General features: G+C 41.6%; 16 protein-coding genes. 7 read left to right on the top strand and 9 right to left on the bottom strand.

Annotated elements, in window-relative coordinates:
* Position 1 precedes the first annotated feature (1 nt).
* The 5 genes from MusilaSJ_RS27730 to MusilaSJ_RS27750 form a co-directional block, all read right to left on the bottom strand.
* The gene (locus tag MusilaSJ_RS27730) at positions 2–940 is read right to left on the bottom strand and encodes a transketolase family protein (protein WP_274987984.1); all 939 of its coding nucleotides are present in this window, start codon (positions 938–940) and stop codon (positions 2–4) included.
* 1 nt (position 941) lies between these two features.
* Positions 942–1,808, bottom strand: a complete 867-nt coding sequence (locus MusilaSJ_RS27735; protein WP_274987985.1) for a transketolase — start codon at positions 1,806–1,808, stop codon at positions 942–944.
* 7 nt (positions 1,809–1,815) lie between these two features.
* Positions 1,816–2,643, bottom strand: coding sequence for a cytidylyltransferase domain-containing protein (locus MusilaSJ_RS27740; RefSeq protein WP_274987986.1), 828 nt, complete (start codon positions 2,641–2,643; stop codon positions 1,816–1,818).
* A gap of 10 nt (positions 2,644–2,653) precedes the next feature.
* Positions 2,654–3,718 (bottom strand): UDP-N-acetyl glucosamine 2-epimerase, encoded by a 1,065-nt coding sequence (locus MusilaSJ_RS27745; RefSeq protein WP_274987987.1) that lies wholly within the window; start codon positions 3,716–3,718, stop codon positions 2,654–2,656.
* Between the two features lie 294 nt (positions 3,719–4,012).
* A complete protein-coding gene (locus tag MusilaSJ_RS27750; RefSeq protein ID WP_274987988.1) occupies positions 4,013–4,312 on the bottom strand; it encodes a hypothetical protein in 300 nt (99 codons plus the stop codon).
* Between the two features lie 353 nt (positions 4,313–4,665).
* Here MusilaSJ_RS27750 and MusilaSJ_RS27755 point away from each other — a divergent pair, with 353 nt between their 5' ends.
* From MusilaSJ_RS27755 to MusilaSJ_RS27765, 3 genes are all read left to right on the top strand, one after another.
* The gene (locus MusilaSJ_RS27755; RefSeq protein ID WP_274987989.1) at positions 4,666–7,239 is read left to right on the top strand and encodes a BamA/TamA family outer membrane protein; all 2,574 of its coding nucleotides are present in this window, start codon (positions 4,666–4,668) and stop codon (positions 7,237–7,239) included.
* Positions 7,240–7,329: 90 nt separating this feature from the next.
* A complete protein-coding gene (locus MusilaSJ_RS27760; RefSeq protein ID WP_274987990.1) occupies positions 7,330–8,028 on the top strand; it encodes a head GIN domain-containing protein in 699 nt (232 codons plus the stop codon).
* Between the two features lie 112 nt (positions 8,029–8,140).
* Positions 8,141–8,614, top strand: coding sequence for a hypothetical protein (locus MusilaSJ_RS27765; RefSeq protein WP_274987991.1), 474 nt, complete (start codon positions 8,141–8,143; stop codon positions 8,612–8,614).
* Between the two features lie 144 nt (positions 8,615–8,758).
* Here the strand turns inward: MusilaSJ_RS27765 and MusilaSJ_RS27770 are convergent, their stop codons facing one another.
* On the bottom strand, positions 8,759–9,265 hold the full coding sequence (locus MusilaSJ_RS27770) for a hypothetical protein (RefSeq protein WP_274987992.1): 507 nt from the start codon (positions 9,263–9,265) through the stop codon (positions 8,759–8,761).
* Between the two features lie 256 nt (positions 9,266–9,521).
* Between MusilaSJ_RS27770 and MusilaSJ_RS27775 the strand changes: the two genes are divergently transcribed.
* Positions 9,522–9,926 carry a hypothetical protein gene (locus tag MusilaSJ_RS27775; protein WP_274987993.1) on the top strand — a complete coding sequence of 135 codons (405 nt, stop codon included), beginning with the start codon at positions 9,522–9,524 and terminating at the stop codon, positions 9,924–9,926.
* 25 nt (positions 9,927–9,951) lie between these two features.
* Here the strand turns inward: MusilaSJ_RS27775 and MusilaSJ_RS27780 are convergent, their stop codons facing one another.
* Together MusilaSJ_RS27780 and MusilaSJ_RS27785 are read right to left on the bottom strand one after the other, a co-directional pair.
* Complete coding sequence (locus tag MusilaSJ_RS27780) at positions 9,952–10,617, bottom strand: response regulator transcription factor (RefSeq protein WP_274987994.1); 666 nt, start codon at positions 10,615–10,617, stop codon at positions 9,952–9,954.
* 356 nt (positions 10,618–10,973) lie between these two features.
* Positions 10,974–11,384 carry a nuclear transport factor 2 family protein gene (locus MusilaSJ_RS27785; protein WP_274987995.1) on the bottom strand — a complete coding sequence of 137 codons (411 nt, stop codon included), beginning with the start codon at positions 11,382–11,384 and terminating at the stop codon, positions 10,974–10,976.
* 141 nt (positions 11,385–11,525) lie between these two features.
* Here MusilaSJ_RS27785 and MusilaSJ_RS27790 point away from each other — a divergent pair, with 141 nt between their 5' ends.
* The 3 genes from MusilaSJ_RS27790 (at position 11,526) to argS (ending at position 14,858) form a co-directional block, all read left to right on the top strand.
* Positions 11,526–11,954: a DUF1801 domain-containing protein gene (locus tag MusilaSJ_RS27790; protein ID WP_274987996.1), complete on the top strand. Its 429-nt coding sequence runs from the start codon at positions 11,526–11,528 to the stop codon at positions 11,952–11,954.
* Between the two features lie 12 nt (positions 11,955–11,966).
* On the top strand, positions 11,967–12,662 hold the full coding sequence (locus MusilaSJ_RS27795) for an ankyrin repeat domain-containing protein (protein WP_274987997.1): 696 nt from the start codon (positions 11,967–11,969) through the stop codon (positions 12,660–12,662).
* 267 nt (positions 12,663–12,929) lie between these two features.
* A complete protein-coding gene (argS, locus tag MusilaSJ_RS27800) occupies positions 12,930–14,858 on the top strand; it encodes an arginine--tRNA ligase (RefSeq protein ID WP_274987998.1) in 1,929 nt (642 codons plus the stop codon).
* Positions 14,859–14,966: 108 nt separating this feature from the next.
* Here the strand turns inward: argS and MusilaSJ_RS27805 are convergent, their stop codons facing one another.
* A complete protein-coding gene (locus MusilaSJ_RS27805; protein ID WP_274987999.1) occupies positions 14,967–15,257 on the bottom strand; it encodes a hypothetical protein in 291 nt (96 codons plus the stop codon).
* Position 15,258: the final 1 nt, after the last annotated feature.

Raw genomic sequence — 15,258 nt, forward strand, 5'->3', positions numbered from 1 at the left:
TTTATTCTGAAAATTCAGGTGTTAAAATTTGTGGTTGATGATGGGCAGTTTGATAGCCCAGTATTTTTTCGGCAATCTGCTTGCCTGTAAAGCCTTCATGCTCCAATACTGAAGGAAGCAATGTTGGCCTAAACCATTTTTCGTTCAATGCCATAGGCAATACGTTAGCCGTAGTACGGTATTTTAATAAAACCTCTGCCACAATGGTATACAGGCCGCCGGTTAAAAAGTGATCTTCAAGCGTAACTACGAGTTTACTTTGTGCGGATGCTTTCAATATAGCTTGCTCATCAACCGGTTTAAGGCTGCGCATATTGATCAAACCAACAGAAAGACCTTCGCTTTTTAGCATTTCAACTGTAATCAGCGCCTGCTCAAACAGTAATCCGTAGGTTAATATGGTTACATCACCACCCTCAGCTATTACTTCGGCTTTGCCCATGGTAAAAGGTTCATGCACATAGGTAGTTTTGCGGGTATTAATGCGGGTATAGGCAGGACTTTTGCTTTCCCAGATCTGCGGCAGCATTTTTACCAGGTCATCCTCATCGGCTGGGGCAAATACAGTTACGTTTGGGATGCCGCGCATGATAGAAATATCTTCGATGGCCTGGTGGGTGGGGCCGTTACCATCTGATAAAAAGCCAGGGATAAATGAGCTGAGTTTAACAGGCAAGTTAGCAATGCCAACATCGGTACGCACAAACTCAAAAGCGCGCATGGTTAAGAAAGCGGCAAGTGCATGTACCACAGGGGTGCGGCCACGCAGGGCAAGGCCCGCTGCTGCGCCAATCGTGGTTTGTTCGGTAATGCCTGTATCAATAAAACGTTTGCCTAAAATGCCGGGCAGGTTACGTACCAGGGCACGGTTTTCGGCGGTCATGACAATCACTTGCTCATTGGCAAGGGCTGTTTGGGTTAAAAGTTCTTCGTAACTCATCTTATCGCACCACTAAAGTTTCTGATGTTAATGTTGTTTGATGTTCGCCATGCAGCTCTAATAAAAGCTGCTGGATCTCGTCTGCATTGAAATTGCAGAACCACCTGTCGGCACGTTCCTGTATGCTTGGCAGACCTTTGCCGCGCACAGTATCAGCAATAATTACATTGAGTTTGCCGGTTTGAAAAGGGAAAGCACCGAAAGCTTCGTCAAGCTCAGTAAAGCTGTGCCCGTTTATTCTTTTAACGGCAGCGCCAAAGGCTTCAAACTTATCGGCAAGCGGCTCCAGCGGAATCAGGTCTTCCGTACGCATATTGGCCTGAAAATGGTTGCGGTCAACCACGAATAGCAGGTTATCCAGTTTATAAGCGTTGGCTACCAGCATGGCTTCCCAGCAGGTGCCTTCGTTCAACTCGCCATCGCCCAAAATGCAAACAACTTTGTTTGTGCAGCCGCTGATCTTCAGATCCATAGCAACTCCAATGGCTACCGAAGGTAAATGACCTAAAGAGCCCGAGTGAAATTCAATGCCCGGAATTTTGGTGTTTGGGTGCCAGTAAATATGATCGTTAAGTAAAAGGTGATTCTTCAGGCGTTCTTTTTCTAATAATCCCAGTTCTGCAAAAGTGCCGTACAAGGCAGGTACATCATGGCCTTTCGATAGAAAAAGGTAATCGCGGTTTGGATCATCAAGGTTATCCTTGTTGATATTTAAAAAACTGCTATATAAATAAACGATCAGGTCCACCGCGGATAGCGATGCGCCTGTAAAACACCCGCCCTCGGTAGACATGCGGATGATATGCTCCCGTACCCTCAGAGCGGTGTTTGTTAATTCCTGGTAATTGTTGTTCTCCTCTGTTATCATTCGCTTGTTATAATTCCTGTAAGTTTGTTGTGGGCGCCTGTTTGGTTTGGGCAGATGTAATGGTTTTTAACTCATCTACATGGTGCCTATACCAGTTTACCCCGGCATATTGTGCACTGATATTATAGATCTCGGGTTTTTGAATTAGCAGGTTAAGGATATCATCGCACGAGAAATTATTGTTATCTGCATATAATTCGCGGAATACCCGTTCTATGAAATAATAGTCTTCTGCATAGTCAATCGTAAACCGGTGCGACATGGAATAATCCAAACCGGCAGGCCAGGTTATGTTACCAAGCCTGAATAATTGAGGATTTTCCCATATATAAGGAGTGGTATGCTCCAGTTCCAGCTCCCGGCTTGCTTGTTCCCAAGCTTTGGTGAGGCAATCCATGGTCATGATCTCCACATCGTTGCCATCGGGATATGTAGCCGGGTGCAGGTTGCTTACAAAATCAAAGCTGTTTTGGTTGGCAAAAAAGTAATCCAATACATGGTCCACAATACGCGGATCAATGAGCGGGCAATCAGAGGGGATCTTTAATACAACATCTGCATTATGCAATTTCGCTGCCTGGTAATGTCTGTCGAGCAGGTTATTCAGACTGCCGCGATAATAAGGGAGACCTATGTTGATAGCTTCATTGACGATAATATCATCATCCGGCGTTTCGGATGTGGCGATGATCACTTCAGCCTCGTGGCTAATCATTTTAAGCCGCTCAATCATCCTTGCCAGCAGGCTTTTACCCAGTATAGGCAGCATTACCTTGCCCGGTAAACGGCTTGATGCCATGCGGGCCTGTACTACTATTAAGATCTTTTCTTTCACGGTAAAATGATTACCAGTTAGCTATTAGTTCTTCGGTTAATTGGGCCTCTGATTTACCTGCCTGGTATTTATTCATAGCTGCCTGCGGATCGAAGCTTTCTTTATTACCATGATGGTTTAAATAACCGCGGCAAATGGCTGCAATATTTTTTGCCGATATGCCATTATTCTGTATTGGTGCAAGCCGTTTTAATTCATCGACATTAAAAAGTGAATGAACCTTTTTGCCTAAAGCGATGCCCGTGTAAACCACAGTTGAATATTGGGTGATGAGCTCGCAGCAATTGGCTATCATGTGGTTGGTATTGCCCTGCCTGTATACCAATGTGCCGGCTGGAGTGTTGGAACGGATCTCCTTTTCGGCACGGTCAAAATTTTCATTTGGGTGAAGTTTGAAGAGCAATGGTCTGCCGTTGGCAATTTTCACAGCTTTTTTAATGAAAGCTATCCTGTTTTCAATGCGGAAGGTTTCACGCATATCGGTTGTGGCTACCATAACATAGTTATGATGCGGAAAATCATTATTCACATGCTGCCCCAGGTTGTCGTAATTAGGCATACCGGTAACTACAATTTTGCGTTTTTCGGTGCCTTTACCCATGAAATATTGTTTGTATCCTTCTGATGCCGCGCAATAAACGTCGCATATATTCGATGATCCGTTTAGCGAGGTATTGCCGCACAGCGTAGGGGGAAGCTTAAGCCCTTTTACAACACTGCTCCACGGAGTGTAACGGTCAATCATGCCTTCCTGCACCCAAATGGTTTTGGTGTTAAGCATGCGCCGCGGCACAATCAGGTCGGTGCAAAATACAACAAGGTCGTATCTGTTTTTCTTTGCCCCAAAATCTATCTGTAAGGTGTTTTTTTGAAGATAATCTTCCGAAATGAGCCTGAATTTGGTAGAAAGCACTGTGCCGCTAAGCAGGGTACTTTTATTAATGATGGTGTTTAGTGTTGGGTTATCAGTAAACAACTGGCTAAACCAGCAATCAAATTCAGGCAGCTCATTAGCTATCTGGTGCATTTGCGTGGTTTGGTTAATTGAACCGGTAATGAATAGTATTTTCTTCATCCTTTTATTTCAATCAGCAATTGCGTTTAGATTCAATGATTAATAATTTTATCATTTTAATTTTAAATTACGAGGCTTAGCAAAGGGCAAAGCCTGATAATTTGATAAATGTAGGGGGGCTATTTTTAGATAATGCGAAGTCTGCGTTATCAAATCATTAAGCCGGATGGTGGAGTGTATTATTTATTAACAAATAATGTATGTTGTTAATAAAGTGCAGGTGTTGACTGTGATAACTTGTTTAATATAAGATCATTGACGGGTTTTGGTTCTGTTGTATTTATAAACAGCGTTTTAAACCATAACCTTAAATATAATAAGGATGGCAGTGACAAACAAAACGATCATCCCGCCAAGAAAAAGATAATCGGCTACCGCTTCTGCGCGGCTGCCGGGTTTGATATTCCCCCTAATGGAAAGAAACGAAAGCATGCAGCTTAACATAAAGAAAACCAGTGCTATGGTTACTGTTTCATCAATATAAGTCCGTTCGGAAAGCTTCAGGAATTTTAATGAGGTAAGTACCACAAAACACAGGCCCAGCAAATTTGACGCTGCATTGAGGATATGCGGTGATTTATTGTTGCTGGACATATACGGCTATAAAACTAATAAAATCTATGATATCGGAACCGCCTGCCTTCAAAATGTTTATCGGTCAATATCAGCAAGGTAATAATATAACCGCCGGCCGGATGTGTAAAATAACTGCGGATTGATTATTTTTATAAAAATATTAGATACCTGTTGCCGGAGATAGAAAGCCGTAATATAACAGCTATGTTATTGTGTTATTTAGAATCGTCTTTTAATAAATAACGATATATCGCTACTTGTTTCTGTGTTTTCTTGTGTAAATTATTGAAATATAGTTATTTATATATTTGGTACATCTATTGTGTATGATTCAAAGTATTTAAGTCCCTACATCTTAAACACATTACCTCATGACAAAAAAAATACTCACTTTTTTATTCCTTACAGGCTCGGCGGTGTACGCAAATGCACAGGCCATTGCACCATCAGCCTGGCAAAAGTTTCCGGATAGCACCGTTGTAAGTGTTCATGCCTCATACGATGATGTAACCGGAATTCACCGTTGGTTGTTCGGCGAAAACTATCGTAAGGACTGGGCAATGAAAGTTAAATTGCCGGTGATCCGGTTATCACAAATAAACGGTGGACTTACCCCTATAAAGCAAGGCGGCGGCATGGAGTCAAAGTCGTTACGGCTGGAAGATAAAACCGGCCGCGAATGGGTACTGCGCAGCGTTGAAAAAGTACCGGATAAATTGCTCCCGCCAAATTTGCAGGGCACTTTTGCTGTTGATTGGGTTGGCGATGAATTTAGCGGTCAGCATCCGTACTCTGCCCTGATAGTGCCTCCGCTTGCTGAAGCTGCAAACGTACCGCATGCTAACCCAATTATAGGCGTTGTGGCCGAAGACCCGGCACTTGGACAATACAGTAAGTTATTTATAGGTACGGTATGTTTGATAGAAGAACGGGAACCAATAGGTTCATCAGATAATACCCTTAAAATGCAGAGGCAACTGCTTAAAAGCTATGACAATAGGTTGGATGGGGAAGGGTTTTTGCGCGCCCGTATGCTTGATCTTTTAATGGGCGATTGGGATAGGCACGAAGACCAATGGCGCTGGGCCGATACTAAAAATGGGAAAGGAAAAACCTATATAGCCGTACCGCGCGACCGTGATCAGGTATTTCACGTTACGCAGGGCGTGTTTCCAAGTATTGCAGCCCTACCCTGGATAGACCCCTTACTGGAAGATTTTACAGGGGATATTCCGCATGTGAAATATTCTCTTTTTAAAACGCGCTTTATGAAGGAATACCCTGACGCGCAAATAAGCTATGAACGATGGATGCAAATTGCCAATGACTTTGTTAAAGCCGAAACTGATGAGGTGCTTGAAGAGAGTTTAAAGCGTTTGCCTGCTGAAAGCTATAAATTGAGGCATGATGACCTGTTAGCAAAGCTTAAAAAGCGTCGTGACAACATTCCGGAAGCAATGAGCGAGTATTATAAGTTCATCAATAGGATAGTGGATGTCCGCACCACTGATAAAAACGAGTTGATAACTATTTCAGATGCACCGGATAAGGCTACAAGGATAACCATAGATAAGCTAAATAAAGAGGGGGAAACCAAAAACCGTTTTATGGATATGGTTTACAAGCCTGAAGTTACAAAGGAGATCAGGCTATATGTTTCGGCCGGCGATGATCAGGTGGTGATCAATAATGGTAGCTCGCCAATAAAGTTGAGAATTGTAGATAGCGTTGGCAATAAAACTGTCGATGTTAAACAGGCCAACCGTAAGGTGCAGTTTTACGGCCGTAAAGACAGTATAACTTTTACAGGCAATACCGACAGGCTGAGCAAGCACTTGTCTAACGATACATTAAATACACAATTCCTGCCTACCAATTTATATAATGTATGGATGCCACTGGCAACTGCCGGTTTAAATAAAGATGATGGATTTTTATTGGGGTTGGGTTTTAAATATATCGGGCATGATGGCTTCCGTAAACTACCATACTCAACCCTGCAACAGGTAATGATAACCCATTCATTTGCCACCGATGCATTCAGGATCAAGTATAATGGCGAATGGATAGATGCCGTTGGTAAAGCTGATTTTACTATGCAAGCCAACATTCAATCGCCCGATAATACGGTGAACTTTTTTGGTTTGGGTAACGAAAGTGTACTGAACAAATTTACGGGCTACCGGAGATTTTACCGTACCCGGTATGATATTTACCAGTTTGACCCGGCTTTGCGCTGGCATACAGGCAAGAACAGCGATATCAGTGTTGGCCCTTCGTTCCAGTATTATCACCTTGATCTTGCAGACAATGCCGGGCGTTTTATTAATCAATCATCACTCATTAACTCCTATGATAGTTTATCGGTAGGAAAAGATAAAACTCATCTTGGTGCTTTGATAAATTATACAACAAACAGGCGCGACAATAATATACTGCCCAAAAGCGGGTTTTATTTTACTGTTACAGCACAGGGGTATACCGGCCTTAACAGATACTCAAAATCATTTATACAAATAAAGCCTGAATTTACTTACTACCAAAAGCTAACTCCGGGGGGCGCTATAGTATTATCTGACCGTGTTGGCGGCGGCGTAAGCTTTGGTAAGCCTGCTTTTTACCAGTCAATGTTTTTGGGCGGACAGGGCAACCTGTTGGGGTATCTGCAAAACCGCTTTGCAGGCAAGCATATGGTGTTTAATAATTTGCAGGCAAGGGTTAAACTTGCCGATATAGCCAGTTATATTTTGCCGGGCCAGTTAGGTTTAGTGGGCTTTTATGACGCGGGCCGCGTTTGGATAGACGATGAGCATTCAGATAAGTGGCATACCGGCACAGGCGGCGGGTTATATTTTGCGCCGGCAAGTTTAACAGTATTGCAAATATTGGCAGGGCATTCAAGCGAAGGCTGGTACCCTTATGTATCGCTTAATTTCAGGTTGTAATGAATCTTTGCGGAAGTTGGTAGAGGTAAAAAAATTAAAAAAATTGCAACGTTTTTTTAGAAAAAGCGTCATATTCTTAAACACGCGATCATGAAAAAACTAATCTTCTCACTTATGGCTTCGTTACTAACGGTTTCGATAGCCTTTAATACTTCTGCGCAAACTGTAACCCGCAGCGTATCCGGTTATAACGGTATTGCCTGTGGTGGCCCGTTTAACGTATTTATTAAAATTGATGGGACCGAAAGCCTGAAACTTGATGTTGATGCCAATGTAGTTGATGATATTAAAACTGAAGTAGAAAACGGCATATTAAAAGTTGAATTCAAGGATCACTGGAAAAATCATCGCAATATGCAGCGGGCCAATATTTACATCACCGCCAAAAGCCTTGGATACCTTGCTAACAGCGGTTCAGGAAATGCAACTGTTGATGGTATAATGACCGCCGAAAATGCCAAAATTGCGTTAAGCGGTTCAGGGAATATTAAAACTGCTGTTAAATCAGGTACTTTGGATCTGAAAATCAGCGGATCAGGTTCAATTGATGTTAAGGGCAGTACCGGTATGGCCGACTGCCGTATTTCAGGTTCGGGAGAGATCAACGGCAAATCATTGAGGACTGAAACTGTTGAGGCGTCAATTGCCGGTTCAGGAAATATTAATTTGATTGCCAGTAAAACAGTTTCTGCGCGTATTTCTGGTTCAGGAAGTGTTGTATATTCCGGTACCGCAACAATTGGTACAACCCGTTACGCGGGATCAGGCAGGGTTAGCAAAGCTGATTAAAACCTGGTTAACTTACTATATCGAAAGACTGCTTCTTCAGAGCGGTCTTTTTTTGTTATTAGTGTAGCGAATTAAAAGTTTCTATCGTACGGATAGGTAAAACCTTCACTTTATGATTAAGCCTGTATTGATATTTAAGAATTTAACTGTTTGCCTGTTGCTATCGGTTTTGTTTTCTCTTGGCGCCTGTAAAAAAGACAAGGCGCAGCAACCCGTCAAAAAAAATACATCCCTTTTTGGCCAGTGGTATATTCCGGTTAAAGAGGGGGAACAAGCGCGTTATTTAGTATTCTCGTCGGATAGTACTTTTATTTTGGCCGATGTAACTTATAAAAATGGTAATTCAACAACGGTTCAGTACACCGGGAAATTTCATACTAAAGGGGATGGATTAAACATTGTTATCGCAAAAAAAATGGTAAGTGAAGGTAGTAATGTTATCAGTACCGACCCTTCTAACGCTCAGTTTTATACCAATTCGGCATTTGTTGTCGACAATTATAAATTGACCATAAACTATAAAGACAATACCGGGGCTGCTATGAAAAGTATTTTTTCGATGGTGCTTCAGGATAAAGTTATTTGATTTAGTTTTGTTTTTTAGGCACGCCGGTCGGGTGCTTTTTTGTTTATACTTTATCAATTTCGCCGGCCACCCGTTGCGCCGAGCGGATACATGACTCCATACCCCTGCTTAAATTATCGGCATAAGTGCCGGCGAAATATCAATTCACATAGCCGGGGTAAACCCTTTGCGCTGGCCCTTTAGTTTAATTGCCTGGTATATCATAATTACAATAAATAATACCAGCATGATCAAAAGCCCCAGTTTTACTACAGGAGAGTCAGGTCCTTCGGCCAGCGGTTGTTCAACCGGGAGCCTGGTGAGCGTTTCAACTACGGCAGGTACCAATGAAAAAAATAAAGTGGCTGTCATGCCTATGGTTTGCACATAATCTGCCTTGCTGCCAAAAATGCGCAGGGAGGGGGCATAGTAAACTACAGGCAGTAATATTAAAATAAGAAACGAAAGGTTATGGGCGCTACTCAGGTGACCAGTTTTCATAACTAAAAATGACGATAAACAGGCCAGCACGGTAAAGATGCCGTAAAGCCTGCCGTTTTTTGTTTTAGGGGCGATTTTCCCGTCCTGAAACAATGCAATAAACCCAACGGCAACTCCTACAAGGCTTATGGCCGTATGAATAACCCCTAATGTTGATAAATGATTTGGCATAACAGTGATTTTTAAGGTTAACGATATTTTTTAAAGTGATTTGCTTACGAATAAACAGGGGTTATCAATACTTATACCTGTTTTTTATATTGTTGACAATCAATTATTTGTGTATTTCCTGGCTTTGAAATGACGAAATGTCGTAACGAATTGCCATAACTAACGGAATATAGCAATTGTCACGCATAAAATAGTAAAGCAAACTTATCTGCAGCGTTAAGGTTAGTTAAAATAGTTCATACTAAAGCTAAAACAAATGTTAAGCATTTATTATAAGATCTGGGTTGATGCCATTACGCAGGAAAGGGCAAAGAAAGGAGAGGATGGCAAGTATTGGAAGGCATTTACAATTATCCCTATGTCCCTGGTTCAGGGTGTTAACCTGCTAACATTATTGTTTATCCTTCGTTTTTTTACTGATATTCCTATCCTTTTTACATTGGACTTAACCAGGGATAAAGCCATAAACGGGTTCATAGCCGGTTTGCTTGTGTTTTTTATTCCCTTTGTGCTATTGAATTACCTGCTCATATTTTACAACAATCGTTATAATAAGTTGATGAACCTGTATCCCAGCCGTAACAGTAAGCTGTATCGTAATTACGTTTTAATAAGTTTGGGCATCATAGTGATCCCTTTTGTGTTTAAGCTCTTTTTTTAACGATGGATTGTATCAGTAAAATCTCTTAAACAGTTATGATCTGATTTTTGATGGCAAAAAGTACCATGCCCGTTCTTGATTTAAGCCCAAACTTTTGAAATAATGATTCGCGATAATTATCAATAGTATGCGGACTCAGATTCATTTCGTCGGCAATTTGCCTGTAGGTAAGTTCGGAGCAGCTTAGTTTCAGAAATGTAAGTTCATTGGAGGTAAGCTCTTTTGATTTATCGACGGGGGTATTTTTATTTTGCATGGTATAAAGCAATTTGCCGCTTACCAGTTCATTTAGATAATAGCCGTGCTTTTGGATAGTTTGCATCGCATAAACTACGTCTCTTATCTTCGATTCCTTAAGCATATAGCCAACAGCTCCGTTCTTAAGCATGTTTATAATCGGTTTATCTTCGTCAGACATACTCAACGCAAGCACTTTTACTGTAGGGTGATTTTCCCGTAACCAGGCCGTAGCCGCATAACCATCCATTACCGGCATGGTTATATCCATCAATACAATGTCAGGTAAGGAGGATTTTTTTAACTTGCTGATCATATCCTCTCCATTTTCGGCGTCGAAAAGGATATTGATCTCTTTAAAATCGCCCAGCAGACTGATCATTCCCTGTCTGAATAAGGTATGATTATCAATTATGGCAATTTGTACAGGCCCTGTAAATGTTGAAGTGTGCATTAATATTAGGTGTATATGTTAACTGATGTTAATCATATTGCCAAAGTAAAAAAAATAATAAACTTATATTTCATTTTACCATGCAGTTTAAAGCAAAAAAGGGTGGTTTCACCCTTTTTAATTCTTAATTGTTAAGCGAGATTTGGGTTGTTGAAAGAAATATACCCAACTTTTAATTTACACACCTGATAAAATAAATATTAAAGTGCTGCGAAGAGGCGTCGGGATATTGAAATTACAGCTCGAAACGATATTAACTGAATTTAAGGAAGCCCTAAACCTTTTTGCTCAATTATTTAATATTGATGTTTAGCCCATTATAAGAGTCATCGGCTTTCGTAATGGGCTATTTCTTTTTACAGCCGCTTGTCTTCTTCTTTGATGGGCAGGTCATTGATGCTGGCATAGCGCTTTTGCATCAAGCCGTTTTCGTCAAACTCCCAGTTCTCGTTGCCATAAGCACGAAACCATTGGCCTTCAGCATTATGATATTCGTACTCAAAACGTACTGCAATACGGTTATCTGTAAAGGCCCACAGTTCTTTTTTTAATTTATAATCGAATTCTTTTTCCCATTTGCGGGTTAAAAATTCCACTACCTGTTGGCGCCCGTTTACAAATTCCGAGCGGTTGCGCCATTCGGTGTCAATGGTATATGCTAAAGAAACCCTTGCCGGGTCCTGGCTGTTCCAGGCGTCTTCGGCTAATTGCACTTTTTGGGTGGCTGTTTCAAAGTTAAATGGCGGTAATGGCAGCTTTTGTTCCATGATGGTAATAATCTGATTTGATATATCAAAGTTAAGACGATGCAGGGTTATTTAATGGTACTATTCAACGTTCCTTTGGTATTATGTTTTCTTTTTTTAAATTTAAATAGCCCCTCTTAACCAATTTATTACCTGTTAATCATGAAAGCCAAAAGTACCAAACCAGTTGTCCTTGCCGACTCGGCAGGGGTAGACAGTTACATGCAAAAGCTTGATCATCCATTGAAGGAAGTGTTAGGAGCGCTGAGAAAAATTACCCTGGCTATTGACGATGAAATTGGCGAGCATATCAAATGGAATGCACCGAGCTTTTTATATATCGGTGAAATGAAACCCTTTGATCCTAAAGAGTATAAAAGATATATTATCGTTTCGAACGTATACCAAAAAGATTGTATCAGACTGGTATTCCCCTCAGGGGCAAAGATCAATGATACATCCGGTTTGCTTTCCGGCGATTATGCCGACGGCCGCCGGTTGGCTTTTTTTCACAATATGGAAGAAGTTAAGGCAAAAGAAGAAGCTTTGCGAAACGTTGTGAAAACCTGGTTGACTTTGCTGGATAAATAAAAGGAGAAAGCTATGATCAAATTTATTCAGCACATAAAAGATCTTAACGTTGGAGCTGTTAAAACGATGATCGAAAAAGATCACAGATGGCTTACCTGGGCCGAGGACAGCGGTAAAAACGCACTTCATTACCTGTGCGGCATTGAAATCGCCAAACGCCCTGCAAAAGCCGAAGAAAGTTTGAGCATGCTTAAGCTATTGCTGGCAAAAGGCATGGATATCAATTCAATTCACCGGATAAAAGAGGAATGCGGCTTTTTTCCGGCCACCCCGCTTTGGTATGCTTATACCCGGGGAAGAAATAAGCTGTTATATGAATATTTGCTGGCTAATGGCGCCAATCCGGAGCATTGCATGTATGCTATAACCTGGTATAATGATGTGGAAGCCGCCGGTCTGTTTAAAAGTTATGGTGCACAAACAGACCCAGGTGTGGGAAATGACAGCCCGTTCATTGCTGCATTTAACTGGAAACGCTTTGAAGTGGCCGAATGGTTTTTAAGCAATGGTGCTAATGTAAACTTTGCCGATAAAGATGGGAATACTGCACTTTTTTATGCGGTGAAACGAAAGTATAAACTGGATCAGATCAGGTTGTTGCTGAAATATGGCGCCGACTTTAATATAGAGAATAAACAGGGGATATCAGCCAGGAAATTGGCAGAGCAAAATAATCAGACCGGGGTTTTGAAGTTGTTTACCTCTTGAATTAAATAATTATTCTTATAATGGATGTCTAAAAAGTAGCGTTGACCCGGGGCTTTTTTTAATTGCAATAATCGGGTAAGAAATGATTATAGGCATGTTTTTAAGCATGTGGCTCATGCCAATATTTGAATCTCAGTACTCCCCAGCTGTGTCCTGTTTGTAGCGCCCATTATAAATTGCTGTTGATTCTGTAGGTGGCTCCTAATCTACATGTAAACATCGCCATTTTAGTATTCGCAATCTGCCCATTTTATTTAATTTTGCCGAATGGATTTTATCATAGAAGCGGCCGTAAAAGCAGTTAAACAATTATATCAAACTGACATTGAACCGGCTGCCGTTAGCATACAGGAAACACGTAAGGAGTTTGAAGGACAAGTAACCATAGTAACCTTCCCGTTCACCAAGTTTTCGCGCAAGGGGCCTGAACAAACAGGTGCCGAAATAGGGGAGTATCTTAAAAGTGAATTGAAGGAGGTTGCTTCTTTTAATGTGATCAAAGGTTTTTTGAACCTTTCTATAACTGACGAATACTGGATTAGCCAGTTATATAATAATATTACTGCCGATGATTTTGCGGTAGCAAAGCCTAACGGACAAAAGGTAATGGTAGAGTATTCATCTCCCAATACCAACAAACCGCTGCACCTTGGCCATATCCGTAACAACCTGTTGGGTTATTCGGTTGCTGAAATCCTGGCTGCCGATGGTTACGAGGTGATCAAAACCAACCTGGTTAATGACCGCGGGATCCATATTTGCAAATCCATGCTGGCCTGGCAAAAATTCGGTAATGGCGAAACGCCTGAATCTTCGGGCATGAAGGGTGATCACCTGGTAGGTAAGTATTATGTGCTGTTTGATAAGGAACTGAGAGAGCAGCTCAAACCGGTTTTGAGCGAAGTTTATGAAAAACATAATCTTTCGGCCTTTAAAGAAAACCAAAAAGCAAAGATTGAAGAATCGTTAGCTACCATAGCTAAGGTAAAAGAAAAACGTGCTCAAACCGACGAGGCAAATCAAAAGCTGATTGGCGAACTGGACGATAAAATTGCCGGCGAAGAAGACAAGATCAAAGAGATAGCCAAAAATGCTACTCCTATCATGATAGAAACCCAGCAGATGCTGCAAAAATGGGAGGCAGGCGATGAAGAGGTGATGAACCTGTGGAGAACCATGAACGGTTGGGTATACGCAGGCTTCGCCGAAACTTATAAGCAACTGGGCGTTGATTTTGATAAATACTATTACGAATCGAATACTTACCTGTTAGGCAAAGATATTATTGAAGAAGGCCTTGCAAAAGGAGTATTCTTCAAAAAAGCCGATAACTCTGTATGGATAGACCTTACCTCGGATGGGCTTGACGAGAAACTCGTACTTCGTGGTGACGGTACTTCAGTTTATATTACCCAGGATATGGGTACCGCCCAATTGAAGTATAACGATTATCACATGGATAAATCCATCTACGTGGTGGGCAACGAACAGGATTATCACTTTAAGGTGCTGTTCCTGATCTTACAAAAATTAGGTAAAACCGGTGCGGATGGATTGTTCCACCTATCATACGGTATGGTTGACCTGCCTTCGGGTAAAATGAAATCGCGCGAGGGGACGGTAGTTGATGCCGATGACCTGATGGCTGAGATGGAAACAACCGCTAAAGAGCAAACCGAAGCCATGGGCAAGGTTGAAGCGTTTAATGACGAAGATAAGGTTGCATTATATCATACCATTGGCATGGGAGCACTTAAATATTTCCTGTTAAAAGTTGATCCAAAAAAACGTTTACTGTTTGATCCTAATGAATCGGTAGATTTTCAGGGACATACCGGGCCGTTTATTCAATATACACACGCCCGTATTAAATCGGTATTAAGCAGGGCTGATTATGAACCAGCAATAAAACCTGCAGTAACTGAACTGGCAGGCGTTGAACGCGATTTAATTGTACTGCTTGATAAATACCCCGAAACTGTTAAGGAAGCGGCAAAGGGTTACAGTCCGGCTGTAATCGCTAACTACGTATATGAGCTTGCCAAAACGTATAACAAGTTCTACCACGAAAAGTCGATCTTACAGGCTGAAGATGAGGACTCAAAACAATTTCGTTTGACTTTATCTGCATCATCAGCAAAAGTGATCAGCAAAGGGATGAAGCTTTTAGGTATTGAAGTGCCGGAGAGAATGTGATTTTAAGTTGGCAGTTTATAGTTAGCACTTTTGCAGCGTCCCAATAATTCAATTTGTAGTTAGTACATGTTTACTGCTAACTGCAAATTGAAAACTGGCTACTGAAATTTATCTCCAATACCCCTTCATCCATACATAACCGCGATTGGTTGGCTGCCAATGGCCTTGTACATATACGCGATTGTAACGTGGCCTTGCGTAAAAGCCCTGGCGGTAAACGTAATGGTTACCGCGCCAAACCCATTCGCCGGGTACCCAGACAGCATTAGGGTAGGGTGCTACCGGGCGGACATAAACCGGTTCAACGGGTTGTTCGGTTACATAAGCCTGACCGGCGCATGATGCAAATAATGAGCCCGTTAAGGCAAGTATTATTCCTAATTTAGCAATGGTTTTCATG

It is taken from the genome of Mucilaginibacter sp. SJ, assembly GCF_028993635.1.
Lineage (GTDB): Bacteria > Bacteroidota > Bacteroidia > Sphingobacteriales > Sphingobacteriaceae > Mucilaginibacter.